Source organism: Arthrobacter sp. AG367 (genome assembly GCF_007828995.1).
In the GTDB taxonomy this organism is placed as follows: domain Bacteria; phylum Actinomycetota; class Actinomycetes; order Actinomycetales; family Micrococcaceae; genus Arthrobacter.
The window spans coordinates 105005-121724 of record NZ_VIVE01000003.1 but is presented as its reverse complement, the minus strand read 5'-3'; the positions used below and the strand labels follow the sequence as shown (position 1 = coordinate 121724).

Annotated in this window: 15 protein-coding genes; 11 read left to right on the top strand and 4 right to left on the bottom strand. The window is 67.3% G+C overall.

All coding sequences use genetic code 11. The annotated features are described in order from the left end of the window. Nucleotides 1-133 precede the first annotated feature (133 nt). Nucleotides 134-679 (bottom strand): hypothetical protein, encoded by a 546-nt coding sequence (locus tag FB478_RS10345; RefSeq protein WP_018771666.1) that lies wholly within the window; start codon nucleotides 677-679, stop codon nucleotides 134-136. A gap of 145 nt (nucleotides 680-824) precedes the next feature. Beyond that, on the bottom strand, nucleotides 825-1298 hold the full coding sequence (locus FB478_RS10340; RefSeq protein ID WP_018771667.1) for an Lrp/AsnC family transcriptional regulator: 474 nt from the start codon (nucleotides 1296-1298) through the stop codon (nucleotides 825-827). 192 nt (nucleotides 1299-1490) lie between these two features. Between FB478_RS10340 and pdhA the strand changes: the two genes are divergently transcribed. Genes pdhA through FB478_RS10325 form a run of 3 tightly spaced genes read left to right on the top strand, consistent with a single transcriptional unit; the run spans nucleotide 1491 to nucleotide 5088 of the window. Further along, on the top strand, nucleotides 1491-2660 hold the full coding sequence (gene pdhA / locus FB478_RS10335; RefSeq protein WP_056389949.1) for a pyruvate dehydrogenase (acetyl-transferring) E1 component subunit alpha: 1170 nt from the start codon (nucleotides 1491-1493) through the stop codon (nucleotides 2658-2660). Next, nucleotides 2660-3670: an alpha-ketoacid dehydrogenase subunit beta gene (locus tag FB478_RS10330; RefSeq protein WP_056389946.1), complete on the top strand. Its 1011-nt coding sequence runs from the start codon at nucleotides 2660-2662 to the stop codon at nucleotides 3668-3670. Before pdhA ends, FB478_RS10330 begins: the two co-directional genes overlap by 1 nt. 8 nt (nucleotides 3671-3678) lie before the next feature. Then, nucleotides 3679-5088, top strand: coding sequence for a dihydrolipoamide acetyltransferase family protein (locus FB478_RS10325; protein WP_261377380.1), 1410 nt, complete (start codon nucleotides 3679-3681; stop codon nucleotides 5086-5088). A gap of 8 nt (nucleotides 5089-5096) precedes the next feature. Here the strand turns inward: FB478_RS10325 and FB478_RS10320 are convergent, their stop codons facing one another. Beyond that, nucleotides 5097-5777, bottom strand: a complete 681-nt coding sequence (locus FB478_RS10320) for a TetR/AcrR family transcriptional regulator (protein WP_082581696.1) — start codon at nucleotides 5775-5777, stop codon at nucleotides 5097-5099. Nucleotides 5778-5921: 144 nt separating this feature from the next. Here FB478_RS10320 and FB478_RS10315 point away from each other — a divergent pair, with 144 nt between their 5' ends. Genes FB478_RS10315 through FB478_RS10285 form a run of 7 tightly spaced genes read left to right on the top strand, consistent with a single transcriptional unit; the run spans nucleotide 5922 to nucleotide 13930 of the window. Continuing rightward, a complete protein-coding gene (locus tag FB478_RS10315; protein ID WP_144600371.1) occupies nucleotides 5922-7529 on the top strand; it encodes a carboxyl transferase domain-containing protein in 1608 nt (535 codons plus the stop codon). Between the two features lie 7 nt (nucleotides 7530-7536). Next, the gene (locus FB478_RS10310; RefSeq protein ID WP_144600369.1) at nucleotides 7537-9762 is read left to right on the top strand and encodes a biotin carboxylase N-terminal domain-containing protein; all 2226 of its coding nucleotides are present in this window, start codon (nucleotides 7537-7539) and stop codon (nucleotides 9760-9762) included. A gap of 2 nt (nucleotides 9763-9764) precedes the next feature. Beyond that, on the top strand, nucleotides 9765-10928 hold the full coding sequence (locus tag FB478_RS10305; protein WP_018771673.1) for an acyl-CoA dehydrogenase family protein: 1164 nt from the start codon (nucleotides 9765-9767) through the stop codon (nucleotides 10926-10928). Nucleotides 10929-10963: 35 nt separating this feature from the next. Next, nucleotides 10964-11767, top strand: coding sequence for a CoA transferase subunit A (locus FB478_RS10300; RefSeq protein WP_018771674.1), 804 nt, complete (start codon nucleotides 10964-10966; stop codon nucleotides 11765-11767). Then, the gene (locus FB478_RS10295) at nucleotides 11764-12546 is read left to right on the top strand and encodes a CoA transferase subunit B (protein ID WP_395858346.1); all 783 of its coding nucleotides are present in this window, start codon (nucleotides 11764-11766) and stop codon (nucleotides 12544-12546) included. The genes FB478_RS10300 and FB478_RS10295 overlap by 4 nt, the downstream gene beginning before the upstream one ends. Beyond that, a complete protein-coding gene (locus FB478_RS10290; protein ID WP_018771676.1) occupies nucleotides 12543-13100 on the top strand; it encodes a MaoC family dehydratase in 558 nt (185 codons plus the stop codon). The genes FB478_RS10295 and FB478_RS10290 overlap by 4 nt, the downstream gene beginning before the upstream one ends. Next, nucleotides 13097-13930 carry a CoA ester lyase gene (locus FB478_RS10285; RefSeq protein ID WP_018771677.1) on the top strand — a complete coding sequence of 278 codons (834 nt, stop codon included), beginning with the start codon at nucleotides 13097-13099 and terminating at the stop codon, nucleotides 13928-13930. Before FB478_RS10290 ends, FB478_RS10285 begins: the two co-directional genes overlap by 4 nt. An 18-nt stretch (nucleotides 13931-13948) precedes the next feature. Here FB478_RS10285 and FB478_RS10280 read toward each other — a convergent pair whose 3' ends face one another. Continuing rightward, the gene (locus tag FB478_RS10280) at nucleotides 13949-15418 is read right to left on the bottom strand and encodes a lipase maturation factor family protein (RefSeq protein WP_144600365.1); all 1470 of its coding nucleotides are present in this window, start codon (nucleotides 15416-15418) and stop codon (nucleotides 13949-13951) included. 102 nt (nucleotides 15419-15520) lie between these two features. Between FB478_RS10280 and dxr the strand changes: the two genes are divergently transcribed. Beyond that, nucleotides 15521-16705, top strand: a complete 1185-nt coding sequence (gene dxr / locus FB478_RS10275; RefSeq protein ID WP_144600362.1) for a 1-deoxy-D-xylulose-5-phosphate reductoisomerase — start codon at nucleotides 15521-15523, stop codon at nucleotides 16703-16705. Nucleotides 16706-16720: the final 15 nt, after the last annotated feature.

The window sequence follows — 16720 nt, the reverse complement described above, 5'->3', positions numbered from 1 at the left end:
CCGGATAAACAGGCCCCTGGTCGGGACCCTCGGAAGCGATTCGGATCATGGCCGCGCATGGATGGGTAAAAAGATCAGTACCCTTTCCACTTTCCCGATCGGTGCCGCGCTGCCCGGGGCGCCGGCCGTCCGGCTAGGCTGCCGGCCGCAGTTTGATGTTGGTCATCAGCAGCCGGTCCGTGCCTTCGAAGCGGTAGGCGAGGTCCACCTTCTTGCCGGTGCAGCTGATCTGGCCCACTACCTCGGCCGACTTCATCCCGTTGTCGGTGGCCACCTTGAGCTCGTTGTAGGCGGGCTGGCAGGAACTGTCCATCTCCAGGCTCTTCACCCCTGAGATGAAGGCCTCCTTGGAAAGCTGCTTCTGCAGGGCCGGGTCAAGGTATTCGTCATAGGCGCGGGAGGTGTCGCCGGCGATGACTTTCCTGGTGAAGCCGTCCGCCAGGCCCCTGGCCTGGTTGGTGGCGCTTCCCACCACGTTCACCAGGATGACGACGCCGAGGATCACCAGGAGCAGCACCCCGCCGATGCTGCCAAGGATGATCCACAGCCTCCGCCGGCTCCGCTGCCGGGGCGGTTCCCCCGGGAGGCCGAACGGGGCGGGCTGCTCCGGCAGTGCTGGAAACTGCTGTGGCGTGTAGCCCGCCCGGCCCTGCCGGTACGGATCCTGGGGACTGCTCAAAAGGGAGGCCTCTCGTCTGACAGGCGCTGTGGCGCCGGCGTACTGGCCCGGGCCTCTCCCGGCCCGGCATATGACGGAATCCAGCCTATAACCCTGCCCCCCGCCGTCGTGCGTGCAGCGCCGCGCGAAAGGTCCGGTGCCTGCGCTAGGCGCCCTCCGTGCCGCGGTCCAGCAGGGGCTGCACCCGGAAGGGGATCAACTCACCCATCGCCAGGGCGGTGTCAGCCCGCTCCACGCCATCACAGGCCAGGATCTTGCCGTTGATACGGAAGAGATCCTCTGCGTCCCTGGCCACCACGCGCAGCAGCAGGTCCGCTGATCCTGTCAGCCCGTAACCTTCCAGCACCTCGGGGATGGCGGCAATGTCCTCCGCCAGCTGCCCGAGCCTCTGCTGTTGCACGTGGACGGAGATGAAAGCCATGAGCGGATACCCCAGGGCCACGGGATTGATGCGCCGTTCAAAGGACAGGAAGACGTGCTTCTTTTCCAGCTGGGCCATGCGCGCCTGGACGGTATTGCGGGACAGACCCAGCTTCTGCGCGAGGGCCACCACGGTGCGGCGGGGATCCTGCGCGAGTGCCGACAACAGGCGGGTGTCAGTGCCATCCAAAGCTCGCATAATGCGCAACGCTAGCACGGTGCCAGCTCTCCAGACAGGGCATCCTGCTCAATAAGCGCCGCAGTGGTTGTACCCGTTGGGCATTGTGAGTAGGGTCACAGTATCTGGGGCAATGACGCCCGGAAGGCCGGTGGCGGCAGGGCCAAAAGTCCGCAAACCACGGGTCAACGACGTACGAAGGTTGCGGCAATCGTGTCTACAGACGAAACGGGCCCTGGCGGCGCAAAAACCCCCGAAAGCACGAAAACCCCCGGCGAAGCCGGACCGGATCTCCTCCAGCTGATCACCCCGTCAGGTGAGCGCATCAGCCACCCGGAGTTTGATTTCTGGGTCCGGGACATTACCGACGATCAGTTGTGCTCCCTCTTCGAGGACATGACCGTCATCCGCCGGATCGATGTGGAGGCCACGGCCCTGCAGCGGCAGGGTGAACTGGCCCTGTGGCCCCCGCTCCTGGGCCAGGAGGCAGCCCAGATAGGGTCCGGAAGGGCGTTGCGGGCGGACGACTTCGTGTTCTCCAGCTACCGCGAGAACGGAGTGGCGTACTGCCGCGGTGTTGACCTGACCGACCTCCTCCGGGTGTGGCGGGGGAACGCCTCCGGCGGCTGGGACCCGTACAGCATCAACATGGCAACGCCGCAGATCATCATCGGCGCCCAGACCCTGCACGCCACGGGCTACGCTATGGGGATCCAGAATGACGGCGCCGACGCCGTGGCCGTTACCTACTTCGGGGACGGTGCCACCAGTGAGGGCGACCTGAACGAGGCCATGGTGTTCGCCGCCAGCTTCCAGGCCCCGGTGGTGTTTTTCTGCACCAACAACCACTGGGCCATCTCCGAGCCCGTACGGCTGCAGACCCACATCCAGCTCGCGGACCGGGCCACGGGTTTCGGCATCCCAAGCCTGCGGGTGGACGGAAACGATGTCCTGGCGGTCATGGCTGCCACCCGGCTGGCACTGGACCGGGCCCGTCGCGGCGGCGGTCCCACCTTCATCGAGGCCGTCAGCTACCGCATGGGCCCGCACACCACCGCCGACGATCCCACCCGCTACCGGGACGCCAATGAACTGGAGGACTGGGCCGCCAAGGACCCCATCTCCCGGCTGGCCGGCCTCCTGGACCGGAAGGGAATCCTGACCGCGGAGCTGCAGCAGCAGGTCAAGGACAAAGCCGATGCCGTTGCATCGGAGATGCGCCGAGGATGCACCACCATGCCGGACCCCCAGCCCATGGACATCTTCAAGCACGTCTACAGCACGCCCAATTCCTGGCTGGAACGCCAGCAGGAGCATTACGCCCGTTACCTGGCGTCCTTCGGTGACCCCGACGGAGCCGTTTCCAAGGAAGGTGCACGCTGATGACCCAGTTGACCTTTGCCCGTGCCATCAATGCAGGGCTGCGCAAGTCGCTGGAAAACGACTCCAAGGTGGTCCTCCTCGGCGAGGACATCGGCGCCCTGGGCGGCGTCTTCCGGGTGACGGACGGCCTGCAAAAAGACTTCGGCAAGCACCGGGTGGTGGACACCCCGCTCGCGGAGTCCGCCATCGTGGGCACCGCCGTAGGCCTGGCCTACCGCGGCTACCGGCCCGTGGTGGAGATCCAGTTCGACGGCTTCATCTACCCGGCGTTCGACCAAATCGTCAGCCAGGTGGCAAAACTCCACTACCGCACCCGCGGGGCGGTCAGGATGCCCATCACCATCAGGGTGCCGTTCGGCGGCGGCATCGGCTCGCCGGAACACCACTCCGAATCCCCGGAAGCCTACTTCACGCACACCTCAGGGCTTCGGGTGGTGACCGTGGCCAACCCGCAGGACGCATACACCGTGATCCAGCAGGCCATCGCCTGCGACGACCCCGTGCTGTACTTCGAACCCAAGCGCCGCTACCACGACAAAGGCGAAGTGGATGAGTCCATGGACCCGCGTTCCGCCCTGCCCATGGACAAGGCCCGCGTCCTGACCGACGGCAGCGACGTCACGCTGGTGGCCTATGGGCCCCTGGTCAAGACGGCCCTGGATGCCGCCTCCGCCGCGGCGGACGAAGGCATCTCCATTGAAGTCATCGACCTGCGCTCGCTGGCGCCCGTGGACTATGAGCCCGTGGTGGCGTCCGTGCGGAAGACCGGGCGCCTGGTGGTGACGCACGAGGCCGCACAATCCGGCGGGCTGGGCGCGGAAGTGGCGGCCAGCATTACGGAGCGCTGCTTCTACCATCTGGAGGCCGCTCCGGTGAGGGTGACCGGGTTCGACATTCCCTACCCGTACTCCAAGCTGGAAATGCACCACCTGCCGGGCCTGGACCGCATCCTCGATGGCGTGGACCGCGCCCTGGGCCGCCCCAATTCCCTGAGCGGGCTGGAAGGATGAGCGCCACCATGATCAAGGAATTCCGGCTCCCCGACCTGGGTGAAGGACTCACGGAGTCCGAAATCCTCAGCTGGAAAGTGGCCGTTGGCGACACCGTCAGCCTGAACCAGGTCATCGCCGAAGTGGAAACCGCCAAGGCCGTGGTGGAGCTCCCGTCGCCGTTTGCCGGCGTCATCAAGGAACTCCACGAACAGCCGGGTTCCGTGGTGGAGGTGGGCAAGCCGATCGTCTCCTTCGAGGTGGCGGACGACGCCGGTGCGTCACCTGCGCAGGCGCCCGGCGCCTTTTCGCCGGGGATGGGGGAGGCAGCACCCCCGGAAGCTCCAAGCGCAGCGGAGACGCCGAAACGGGAACCCAACCTGGTGGGGTACGGCGCCGTCGTCGAAGGTTCCGGCCGGCCAACGCGGCGGCCGCGGAACTTCGCCCCGGTGGAGGCTTCCGGGAACCTGGCGCCGGTGGTTGAGCCCGCCCGGCCTGCCGATGTCCAGGTTGGCCATGTCCAGGTTGGCCATGTCCAGCCTGCCGAGCGACCCCGGTCCACGCCTCCCGTCCGCAAACTGGCCAAAGACCTGGGAGTTGACCTCGCGCAGGTGCACGGCACAGGTCCCGGCGGGCTGATCACGCGGGAGGACGTCCAGGACTTTGCAGGGCACGAGGGCGAGCCTGCTGCGCCGCCGGCCGGACCCGTGCCGGTAGCCGGTGGAACCCGGCCGGGGGAGCGGGAGACCCGGACTCCCATCAAGGGCGTGCGCAAGCTCACCGCGGCGGCGATGGTGCAGAGCGCCTTCACCGCTCCGCACGCCACCGAATTCCTCACCGTGGATGTCACGCCCAGCCTTGAGTTGCTGGCGAAACTCAAGAACAGCAGGGAGTTCTCCGGAATCAGGCTCACCCCGTTGACGCTCGCTGCCAAGGCCGTCCTGGTGGCCGTGCGGCGGAACCCGGCGCTGAATTCCCGCTGGGACCAGGACAACCAGGAGATCGTCACCTTCAACTACGTGAACCTGGGCATTGCCGCCGCCACACCCCGCGGACTGATGGTCCCCAACATCAAGGACGCCGACGCCATGGCGCTCCCGCAGCTTGCCCAGGCGCTGACAGCGCTCGCGGAAACCGCCAGGGCTGGCAAGACCCAGCCCGCTGACCTGTCCGACGGTACCATCTCCATTACCAACATCGGCGTATTTGGCATCGACGCGGGTACCCCCATCCTCAACCCGGGGGAGGCGGCGATCCTGGGCCTGGGTGCGGTGCGGACCATGCCGTGGGAGTACAAGGGCGAGGTGGCACTGCGGCAGGTGCTCACGCTGAGCCTGTCCTTTGACCACCGCCTGGTGGACGGCGAACAGGGGTCCCGGTTCCTGGCCGACGTCGGAGCGATCCTTGCCGAGCCGGGAATGGTCCTCACGATGGTCTGACCGGGGGACTAGGCGCCCCGTTCGGCTGTAGGTGCGCTGTCCACCATCAGGGCTGCCAGTGCCATCCGTTCAAGCAGGGGGCGGGCAACCCCGGCCGCCAGTCCGGTGCCGTGACGCCGGACGGAGTGCGGCGTGGAGTTGATCAGGCCGAATGTCGCGTGGGCCCGCATGCGCAGTTCAGCCGCACCGATGCCGGGGTGCACCTTGCCCAGGATGTCCACCCAGACCTCCACGTAGCTGCGCTGCAGGGTACGCACCGCGGACTGGTCCTGCTCCGACAAGTTGCTGAAGTCACGGTCCTGCACCCGGATTACGTCCGGTTTTCCGAGCGCGAAATCCACCTGGAATTCCACCAGTTGCCGCAGGGCAGCCAGGGGATTGGGCGTGCTCTGCGCCACCCGCCGCCCGCCGTCCAGCAATTCCTGGCTCACGGTGACCAGGAGGTCGGCCAGGACGGCCTGCTTGCCGGGAAAGTGGCGGTAGACCGCTGGGCCGCTGACGCCTGCCGCCGCGCCGAGGTCCTCCAGCGAAACGCGGTTGAAGCCATTCAGCGCGAACAGCGAGGCCGCGGCGGACAGCAAAGCCTGCCGCCGGTTCTCCTTGGCCTTGCCGCGCTGGGTTGTGGGAGCGGACTGGGTTGTGGGAACGGGCTGGGTGGCAGGGGCCGGCTGCACTGTATTGCTGCGCACTTTTCCTCCTTGGACCCCGCAGATTCTAGCAAGACAGCAGTGTGTTGGACATCACAGTTAATCGAGACTAACCTGAATTTCAGTTATTAGTCACTAACCGAGTTGGCTTGGGCCGGCTTGGCCCACCCTTAGGACGGACCGTCGATGGAGACCCTGGCCACCCGGCTTGATCCCGCAAGCGAGTCCTTCCGCGCCAACCGGGAAGCGCAGTTGTCGCTCGCCGGCGAACTGCGGAAGAGGCTGGCGGATGCAGCGTTGGGCGGGCCCCGGAAGTCGCGCGAGCGGCACGTGGCCCGCGGCAAGCTCCTGCCGCGGGACCGCATCGACCAGTTGCTGGACGAGGGCAGCCCGTTCCTGGAGATCGCACCGCTGGCCGCCAACGGCATGTACGGCGATGATGCACCCGGTGCCGGAGTCATCGCCGGCATCGGCCTGGTGCACGGCCGGCAGGTCCTGGTCATCTCCAATGACGCCACCGTCAAGGGCGGCACGTACTACCCCATGACCGTGAAGAAGCACCTCCGCGCCCAGGAGGTCGCGCTGGAGAACGGCCTGCCCTGCATCTACCTGGTGGATTCGGGCGGGGCCTTCCTGCCCAAGCAGGACGAGGTCTTCCCGGACAGGGACCACTTTGGCCGGATCTTCTACAACCAGGCGCGTCTCTCAGCCGCCAAAATTCCACAGATCGCTGCCGTGATGGGGTCCTGCACGGCCGGCGGCGCCTATGTCCCCGCCATGAGCGACGAAACCGTCATCGTCCGGAACCAGGGCACCATCTTCCTGGGCGGACCGCCGCTGGTGAAGGCGGCCATCGGGGAAATCGTGACGGCCGAGGAACTCGGTGGGGGCGAGGTGCACTCCCGGGTCTCGGGTGTGACGGACCACCTCGCCGAAAATGACGAGCATGCCCTGCAGATCGTCAGGGACATCGTCTCCACCCTGCCGCCTCCCGCGGCGCCCGCCTGGCAGGTGGAGGCCGCCGTCGAACCCGCCGTGGACCCGGACGGGCTCTATGGTGCGGTGCCCACGGACGTCAATGCTCCCTACGACGTCCACGAGGTGATTGCCCGGCTGGTGGACGGCAGCAGGTTCCACGAGTTCAAGAAGGACTACGGCACCACGCTGGTCACAGGTTTCGCCCGGATCCACGGGCACCCGGTGGGAATCGTGGCCAACAACGGCGTCCTGTTCAGCGAGTCGTCGCTCAAGGGCGCGCACTTCATTGAACTGTGCGACCAGCGCGGTATCCCCCTGCTGTTCCTGCAGAACATCTCCGGCTTCATGGTGGGCAGGGACGCCGAGCAGGGCGGCATCGCCAAGAACGGCGCCAAGATGGTGACGGCCGTTGCCACCGCGCGGGTCCCCAAGCTGACCGTGATGATCGGCGGCTCCTTTGGTGCCGGCAACTACTCCATGTGCGGCCGTGCCTACTCGCCGAGGTTCCTGTGGATGTGGCCTGCTGCCCGGATCTCGGTGATGGGCGGCAACCAGGCCGCCAGCGTGCTGGCCACCGTTAAGCGGGACCAGTATGAAGCGGCGGGGGAGGACTGGCCGGCCGATGACGAGGAAGCGTTCAAAGCGCCCATCCGGCAGCAGTACGAGGACCAGGGCAGCCCCTACTACTCCACTGCACGGCTGTGGGACGACGCCGTCATCGATCCCGCCGATACCCGAACCGTCCTGGGCCTGGCGCTCGACGTCGTCTCCCGCACCCCCCTGCCGGAGACCTCCTTCGGCCTCTTCCGGATGTGAGCCAGCAATGACCATGCAAACCAACACAGCCACTACCGGGGAAGTCCCCACCGCAACGGCCGACGGCAAGCCCCTCTTCGGCACCGTGCTGGTGGCCAACCGCGGCGAAATCGCCTGCCGCGTCATTCGGACGCTGCGGCAGCTGGGCATCCGTTCGGTCGCCGTCTACAGCGATGCCGACGCCGGCGCCCGGCACGTGCGCGAAGCCGATGCCTCCGTGCGGATCGGCCCCGCCGTTGCAACCGAAAGCTACCTGAACGCGGACGCCATCGTGGACGCGTGCCGGCAGTCCGGGGCGGAAGCGGTACACCCCGGCTACGGTTTCCTGAGCGAGAACGTGGACTTCGCCAGGGCCCTGGAAAAGGCCGGCATCACGTTCATTGGCCCGGGCGTTGAAGCGCTGAACGTCATGGGTGACAAGATCCGCGCCAAGAACCACGTGGCGGGGTACGGCGTGCCCGTCGTCCCCGGCATTGCCAAGCCCGGCATGACGGACAGCGAACTGATGGAGGCTGCTGCCGCCGTCGGCTTTCCGCTCCTCATCAAGCCGTCCGCGGGCGGCGGCGGCAAGGGGATGCACGCCGTCGAAAACCAGGCGGACCTGCCCGCCGCCCTGGCCACGGCCCGGCGCGTCGCCGCCGCCGCATTCGGCGACGACACCCTGTTCCTGGAGCGCCTGGTGACCACCCCGAGGCACATCGAGGTGCAGGTGCTGGCGGACAGCCACGGCAACGTCATCCACCTCGGCGAGCGCGAATGCTCCCTCCAGCGGCGGCACCAGAAAGTCATCGAGGAAGCCCCGTCGCCCCTGCTCGAGGGCCTGCCCAACGGCCCCGAAGTGCGCGACCGGATTGGCGAGGCCGCCTGCAACGCGGCCCGCAGCGTGAACTACGTGGGCGCCGGGACCGTGGAGTTCCTGGTCTCCGATGACGCGCCGGACGAGTTCTTCTTCATGGAGATGAACACCAGGCTGCAGGTGGAACACCCCGTCACCGAAATGGTCACGGGCATCGACTTGGTGGAATGGCAGGTGCGGATCGCAGCGGGCGGGGAGCTGACCGTCCGCCAGGCGGACGTGGAGCTTTCCGGCCACGCCGTGGAGGCAAGGGTCTACGGTGAGGTGCCCGAAAAGAACTTTCTCCCGTCCACCGGGACCGTGCTGATGCTCGACGAACTGCCCGCCGGCACCCAGGGGCGGGTACGGGTGGACTCCTCGCTGGTGGAAGGCCTGGAACTGTCGGCGCACTACGACCCCATGGTGTCCAAGGTGATCGCCTGGGCCGGGGACCGTGCCGCCGCCCTGGCCGCCCTGGATGGTGCCCTGGCCGGCTACACGGCACTGGGCATCGAGACCAACGTCGAGTACCTGCGGCTCCTGGTCAACGACTCCGACGTCAAGGCAGGGCACCTGGACACCGGGCTGATCGAACGGAAGCTGCCCGGACTGGAATTCCGGCGCATCGGGAACCCCGAACTGGTGGCCGCCGCGCTGTTCGTCCTGTCGCTGGAAGCACAGAACACCCCCGGCCCCAGCCCCGGGCGCGGGCCGTGGCAGGGCAGGAACGGCTGGCGGCTCGGCGCAGCGGCACCACGCCGGATCAGCCTGGGAACGCCCGACGGCGGCGTGGCCACCGTGCAGGTCGGCGGCAGTCCCAATGGGGGAGCCGGAGCCGTGGTCGCCGTCAACGGCGGTCCGCAGCATCCGGCCGCCCTGCAGTGGTCCAGCCGGCAAGGCCTCGAACTTGACCTCGATGGCCAGCACCACGGCTACCGGCTGGCTGCGGACTCCACAGGGGCTGCCGTCCAACCGTGGGATAACGCGGTGCCCGACGGCCCCACACAGCTCTACCTCGGCAACGACGGCTGGTCCTGCCGCCTGGACGTACTGACCCGGGAGGCGCGGCTGGAACGCGTGCTGGCCGCCATCCAGCGGCAGGAAGGGGCGGCCGACCCGGAGGTGCGCTCGCCGATGCCCGGGACCGTCGTGGCCGTCCCGGTGGCCGACGGGGACGCCGTCCAGGCCGGGGAAGTCCTGGTTTCCGTGGAGGCCATGAAGATGGAGCACCACCTGGTGGCCCCGCTGGCCGGGACGGTCCACCTGGCCACCCGTACCGGTGACCTGGTGAAGGCCGACCAGGTGCTGGCCACCATCCATCCCGCTGCCACCGGCGTAAAAACAGACAGCACAGAGACAGCAACAGACGCAGCTGCAATCCAAGGCGAAGGAGCCTGACCATGACCGGTTTTGAACTGACCGAGGAATACCGGGACCTCAGCGACACCGTGCGCGATTTCGCGGACAACGTGGTGGCCCCGGTCTCCGCCAAGCACGACGAAGAGCACAGCTTCCCGTACGAAGTGGTGAAGCAGATGGCCGAGATGGGCCTTTTCGGGCTGCCGTTCCCCGAGGAATACGGCGGCATGGGCGGGGACTACTTCGCACTGGCCCTCGCCCTGGAACAGCTCGGCCGGGTGGACCAGTCCGTCGCCATCACGCTGGAGGCCGGGGTGTCCCTCGGGGCCATGCCCGTCTACCGCTTCGGCACGGACGCGCAGAAACAGCAGTGGCTGCCCATGCTGGCGTCCGGCCAGGCGCTCGCAGGCTTTGGACTTACCGAGCCCGAGGCCGGGTCGGACGCGGGCGGGACCAAGACCCACGCCCGGCGCGAAGACGGCAACTGGGTCATCAACGGCACCAAGGAGTTCATCACCAACTCCGGAACGGACATCACCCGGCTGGTCACCGTCACTGCCGTAACCGGGCAGCAGGAACGCGGGGACGGCACCGTCAAAAAAGACATCTCCACCATCCTGGTGCCCACCGACACTCCCGGCTTCAAGGCGGAAAAGCCGTACAACAAGGTGGGCTGGAACGCATCGGACACGCACCCCCTGACGCTGAAGGATGTCCGCGTCCCGGAAGCGAACCTGCTGGGCGTGGAAGGCCGCGGCTACGCCAACTTCCTGTCCATCCTGGACGAGGGCCGGATCGCCATTGCGGCGCTGGCCACCGGCGCAGCCCAGGGTTGTGTGGACCTCTCGGTCAAATACGCGAGGGAACGCAGCGCCTTCGGGCAGAACATCGGCAAGTACCAGGCCATTTCGTTCAAGATCGCCCGCATGGAAGCCCGGGCCCACACCGCCCGCCTGGCGTACTACGACGCGGCCTTCCGGATGCTTGCCGGCAAGCCGTTCAAGACCCAGGCGGCCATCGCTAAGATGGTCGCAGGCGAGGCGGCCATGGACAACGCGCGGGATGCCACCCAGGTATTCGGCGGCTATGGCTTCATCAACGAGTTCACCGTGGCGCGCCACTACCGCGATTCCAAGATCCTTGAAGTCGGGGAGGGCACCACGGAGGTCCAGTTGATGCTGATCGCCCGCGAACTGGGTCTGTAGGACCTGGGACCGTAGCCGGCCTGAGAGGATCACTGATGATTGACAAGGTTGTTGCCAGCGCCGACGCGGCGGTTGCGGATATCCCGGACGGCGCCTCGCTGGCGGTGGGCGGGTTCGGCCTTTGCGGAATTCCGGTTGCCCTGATCGACGCCCTGCACCGGGCGGGCACCTCCGGTCTGGAGACCGTCAGCAACAACTGTGGGGTGGACGACTGGGGCCTGGGCATCCTGCTCCGGGACGGGCGTATCCGCCGCACCATCAGCTCCTATGTGGGCGAGAACAAGGAATTTGCGCGCCAATACCTGGCCGGTGAGCTCGAGGTGGTGCTCACACCCCAGGGCACGCTTGCTGAAAAGCTGCGGGCCGGTGGTGCGGGCATTCCGGCCTTCTACACCAAGGCGGGGGTGGGCACGCAGGTGTCCGACGGCGGCCTGCCGCAGAAGTACGACGCCAACGGCGGCATCGCGGTTGCCTCCGCGCCCAAGGAAGTGCGGTCATTCGGCGGCGTGGACTACGTCCTGGAAGAGTCCCTCACACCGGACTTCGGGCTGGTGCACGCCTGGAAGGGCGACCGCCACGGCAACCTGGTGTTCCATGCCACCGCCATGAACTTCAACCCCCTGTGCGCCATGGCCGGCCGGATCACCATCGCCGAGGTGGAGGAACTCGTGGAGCCCGGCGAACTGGACCCCGAACACATCCACACTCCTGGCATCTTCGTCCAGCGCGTGGTCCTGGCCCGGGACGGGGAGAAGCGGATCGAAAAGCGGACCGTTGCCCTGACGGCGCCGGGCCCAGGAGGAAGAACACCAGGCAGCCACCAGCAGGCAGGAGCATGACCATGGATCCGAACAGCCCTGAAGCGCCGCGCCCCGAAGCCGTCCGCGCGGAATACCGGCGGGCCGGTTCCCAGCAGCATGCAGGGCCCGGCGACTCCACGTCCCCCGCCGAAACGAAGGGCTGGACGCGCAACGAACTCGCCGCGCGGGTGGCCAGGGAGCTTCGCAACGGCCAGTACGTGAACCTGGGCATCGGGATGCCCACCCTGATCCCCAACTACATCCCCGCCGGGGTGGAGGTGGTGCTGCACTCGGAGAACGGCATCCTCGGCGTCGGCCCCTACCCTGCGGACGACGCGGTGGATCCGGACCTGATCAACGCCGGCAAGGAAACCGTGACGGTCAACAGGGGAGCGGCGTTCTTCGACTCCGCGACATCCTTTGGCATGATCCGCGGCGGCCACGTGGACCTCGCCGTCCTCGGCGCCATGGAAGTGGCGGAGAACGGCGACCTCGCCAACTGGATGATCCCCGGCAAGATGGTCAAGGGAATGGGCGGTGCCATGGACCTGGTGTTCGGGGCCAAGAGGGTGATCGTGATGATGGAGCATGTGGACCGGAACGGGAATCCGAAGATCGTCAAACAATGCACCCTGCCCCTCACGGGCAAGGGCTGTGTGGACCGGATCGTCACGGACCTCGCCGTCATTGACATCGTGAAGGACGGCGGCCCCTCACGCCTGGTGCTGCGCGAACTGGCCCCCAACGTATCGCTCGAGGACGTGGTGGCCGCCACCGGCGCCGACCTGTTCGAGGAAGACCAGGAACTGACCGTATGACGGATGGCAACGGTCCGGTTTCCAGGCAAAAGGACGACGGCGGCCGGCGGGTCATCGAGCAGCGCGGGTTGTACTTCGACGAGCTGGAGGAGGGCGTGCTGTACGCCCACCGGCCCGGACGCACCGTGACCGAAGCCGACAACGTCCTCTTCACCACGCTGACCATGAACACCCAGGCCCTGCACCTGGACGCTGCCTGGAGCGCCGGGCAGCCCTTCGGCCAGCGGCTCATGAACTCGATGTTCACCCTGGCCACCATGGTGGGCCAGTCCGTCACCCAGCTCACCCAGGGAACCATCATCGCCCAGCTGGGCCTGACCGACGTCTCCTTCCCGCACCCGCTCTACCACGGAGACACGCTCTACACGGAGACAGCCGTCACCGGAAAGCGGCTTTCCTCCTCACGGCCCGGCCAGGGCATCGTGACCATGGAGCACACCGGGCGCAACCAGGACGGAACAGTCGTGGCCCGGGCCACCCGCAGCTGCCTCATGTGGACGCGCGACGCCCACGCCAAGACGCAGGACGCCGGACAGGGGACAATGCCGGTATGACTTTCGTAATGGGCCCCGCACTGCTTTTCTGCCCCGCCGACAGGCCGGAGCGCTACCAGAAAGCCGCCGCCCGGGCAGACGCCGTGATCCTGGACCTTGAAGACGCGGTGGCGCCGGCCGACAAGCAGCGCGCCCGAGGCGCCATCCTGGCCCAGCTGGGAACCACCGGTGTGGAACCTGAGCTCGAACCCAGCTGCACCATTGTCAGGGTGAATCCCGTGGGGACTGAGGACTTCGAAAAGGACCTGCACTGCCTGGCCCACACCCCCTACCGCACGGTGATGCTGGCCAAGGCCGAATCCGCCGAACAGCTCAAAGCGCTGGAGGGCTACCAGGTGATTGCCCTGTGCGAAACGGCGCTTGGCGTGCTCAATGCGCCTGCCATCGCCGCCGCCCCTAACGTGGTGGGCCTGATGTGGGGCGCCGAGGACCTGCTGGCCACCCTGGGTGGAACGTCCAGCCGGAAGGACGACGGCGCCTACCGGGCGGTTGCGCTGCACGCCCGCTCCGCCGTCCTGCTGGCAGCCCGCGCCTACGGCAAGGAAGCGGTGGATGCGGTCTACACCAACATCCCTGACCTTGACGGACTGGCAGCCGAGGCTGCCGACGCCGTGGCCTCGGGCTTCAGTTCGAAGGCCTGCATCCACCCCAGCCAGGCCGCCGTGGTCCGCAAGGCCTACGCGCCTTCGGAAGACGAGGTGGCCGCCGCGGTTGCCCTCCTGGATGCCGCAGCATCAGCCGGATCGGGAGTGTTCCAGTACCAGGGGAAAATGATCGACGGGCCAATCCTCAAGCACGCCCAGGAGATCGTGCGCCGCGCCGCTGTGTAGGCATAGCGGGACGTTCGGCTAGCGTTGGCGTCCCGGGGACCTGCGCAGGGACGTTGGCGGGATGGGCTCGTAGAGCAGCGTCCGCACCCACCGGTTACCCGTCTCCCGGAACTCCTTCCGCGTGGCGAAGCGGTAATGGTAACTGCGCACGCGCACCCAGTGCGGCGCGGCGCCGTCGAACGGGTCATGCCGCAGCAGCCGCAGCATCTGCCGGTCCGCCGCCAGCAGCTTGGCCAGGAACGCGTAGAACCATTCCTCGTGCACGCTGCGCAGCGGCAGGAACCACATCAGCCAGTCCAGCCGCAGGTGGTACGGGGCCCACTGCCGCGGAATCCGGCGGACATCCCCGGGCTTGCCCTTGAAACCGTACTCGCGCCATTCCGGGTCGTCGTCGGGATCGTCGTCCAGCGTGCCTTCCACCACAATCTCGATGCGCTGCTTGGTCACGGTGCCGAACGCGCCGTAGGCGTTGACCAGCTGCCACCGGTTGAAGCTGGCATTCATCAGCTGCCGGCGGGAGAAGAGGTTCCGCAACGGCCAGTAGCTCAGGGCCAGCAGCAGGGCGGATGCTGCCAGGGTGATGGCCAGCCACCACAGCGGGGTCTCCTGCCGGCCTCCCGTGGCGGCGTCCCAGTCTGCCGGAATTGCCGGTATGACGGCGTGCGCCACGGGATCGCTGACGGCTGCAAACGCCAGCACGATTGCCATCCAGTTCAGCCAGGCGAAGTTGCCGCTGGCCACCAGCCACAGCTGGGTCACGACGACGACCCCCGCCGCCACGCCGGCCACCGGCTGCGGGGCGAACAGCAGGAACGGCACCACCAGCTGGGCGATGTGGTTGCCCACCACTTCGATACGGTGCAGCGGCTTGGGCAGGAGATGCGCCTGCCGGCTCAATGGCCCGGGCATGGGCTGGGTCTCGTGGTGGTAGTACAGGGCCGTCAGGTCCCGCCATTCCCGGCCACCGCGGATCTTGATCATTCCCGCCCCGAACTCCAGCCGGAACACCAGCCACACAATCAGGATCAGGATGGTCCGGGGCGGCTCCGTCTGGTTGGAGCCCAGGAACGCCACGGTGAAGCCCGCTTCCAGGAGCAGCATTTCCCAGCCGAACCCATAGAACGTCTGGCCCACGTTCACGATCGACATGTACAGCAGCCACAGGGCCAGGAAAGCGATCATAGGGACCCACAGCGGCCCGGCCTGCGGTATCCCCGCCACGAGCAGCGCCGACATCACCAGGCCGCCGGCACAGACACCGCGAAGCAGCCTGTCCGAGTACCGCCAGCGGAACAGCGTTGGCCGGCGCAGGCGGGTGAATGCCGCCAGGAACTCCGGCACCGGGAGGAGGCCGCGCTCGCCGAGCAGGGCGGGAAACTGGTTCAGCGTGGACAGGAACGCAACGAAATACAATGCGGCGACACCCCGCTGCAGTACCTGCCGGGCAAATTCGTACTCCGGCGCATCAAACCACGTGAGCCAGTCCACGCAATCCACGTTACGCCCGGCCGTCCGCGGGTCAAGGCGATTAAGGCCCGTCTGCAGGCCGGGGGCGCAGGCAGGCCGGGAAGGGTGCGGGATACTTAAGCAATGCAGCCACGCAGAGTCGTCCTCCTAGGATCCACCGGTTCCATCGGCACCCAGGCGATTGACGTCGTCGACGGCGACCCGCACCTGTTCGAGGTGGTGGCACTCAGTGCCGGGGGCGGCAACCTGGAACTCCTGGCCCGGCAGGCTGTCCACACCGGGGCCGCGGCCGTGGGGATCGCCTCCGGAGACCCCGGACGGCTGGAAGGCCTGATCCGCGACGCCGCCGCAGCGGCAGGCCGTCCGGAATACCGCCCGGAGATCGTGGCCGGCCCCGACGCCTCCGCCCGGATCGCCGCCGTCGAGGCTGACGTGGTGCTCAACGGAATCACCGGTTCCATCGGCCTGGCACCCACCCTGGCGGCCCTTAAGTCCGGAGCCACCCTGGCCCTTGCCAACAAGGAGTCGCTGATCGTGGGCGGCAGCCTGGTCAAGGCCGCGGCAAGGGACGGCCAGATCGTGCCGGTGGACTCGGAACATTCCGCGATTGCCCAATGCCTGCGTTCAGGCACCGCCGACGAAGTGGACAAGCTCATCCTCACCGCCTCCGGCGGACCGTTCCGGGGCAGGAGCCGGGACGAGCTCCACGACGTCACCCCGCAGCAGGCACTGGCCCACCCCACCTGGGACATGGGCATGATGGTCACCACCAACTCCGCCACGCTGGTCAACAAGGGCCTGGAGGTCATCGAGGCCCACCTGTTGTTCGATATCCCGTTGGACCGGATCGACGTGGTAGTCCACCCCCAGTCCATCGTCCACTCAATGGTCCAGTTCGTCGACGGCTCCACCATCGCCCAGGCCTCGCCGCCCGACATGCGGCTGCCCATCGCCCTGGGGCTTGGCTGGCCTGCGCGCGTGCCCAAGGCCGCCAGCCCGTGCGACTGGACCCAGGCCGCTACCTGGACCTTCGAGCCGCTGGACGCCGAGGCCTTCCCCGCCGTCGGCCTTGCCAAGGACGCCGCCCGGCAGGGAAGCACCTTCCCTGCCGTGTTCAATGCGGCCAATGAAGAGGCAGTGACGGCGTTCCACGACGGCCGGATCCGGTTTACCGACATCGTCGATACCGTGGACAGTGTGCTCAGCGAACACTCAGGTTCCTCCGGGCTGACGGTGGATTCAGTGCTGGATGCTGAAAGCTGGGCACGTGCCCGGGCCCACGAACGTTTAGCAGTCAGAAGTCTCTAGGAAGCAGCACCACCT

Bases quoted from the DNA above. Each gene is read 5' to 3' on its own strand.
- FB478_RS10340 (WP_018771667.1), bottom strand. From the start codon at position 1,298: ATGCGAGCTTTGGATGGCACTGACACCCGCCTGTTGTCGGCACTCGCG.
- FB478_RS10330 (WP_056389946.1), top strand. From the start codon at position 2,660: ATGACCCAGTTGACCTTTGCCCGTGCCATCAATGCAGGGCTGCGCAAG.
- FB478_RS10325 (WP_261377380.1), top strand. From the start codon at position 3,679: ATGATCAAGGAATTCCGGCTCCCCGACCTGGGTGAAGGACTCACGGAG.
- FB478_RS10315 (WP_144600371.1), top strand. From the start codon at position 5,922: ATGGAGACCCTGGCCACCCGGCTTGATCCCGCAAGCGAGTCCTTCCGC.
- FB478_RS10310 (WP_144600369.1), top strand. From the start codon at position 7,537: ATGACCATGCAAACCAACACAGCCACTACCGGGGAAGTCCCCACCGCA.
- FB478_RS10305 (WP_018771673.1), top strand. From the start codon at position 9,765: ATGACCGGTTTTGAACTGACCGAGGAATACCGGGACCTCAGCGACACC.
- FB478_RS10300 (WP_018771674.1), top strand. From the start codon at position 10,964: ATGATTGACAAGGTTGTTGCCAGCGCCGACGCGGCGGTTGCGGATATC.
- FB478_RS10295 (WP_395858346.1), top strand. From the start codon at position 11,764: ATGACCATGGATCCGAACAGCCCTGAAGCGCCGCGCCCCGAAGCCGTC.
- FB478_RS10290 (WP_018771676.1), top strand. From the start codon at position 12,543: ATGACGGATGGCAACGGTCCGGTTTCCAGGCAAAAGGACGACGGCGGC.
- FB478_RS10285 (WP_018771677.1), top strand. From the start codon at position 13,097: ATGACTTTCGTAATGGGCCCCGCACTGCTTTTCTGCCCCGCCGACAGG.
- dxr (WP_144600362.1), top strand. From the start codon at position 15,521: ATGCAGCCACGCAGAGTCGTCCTCCTAGGATCCACCGGTTCCATCGGC.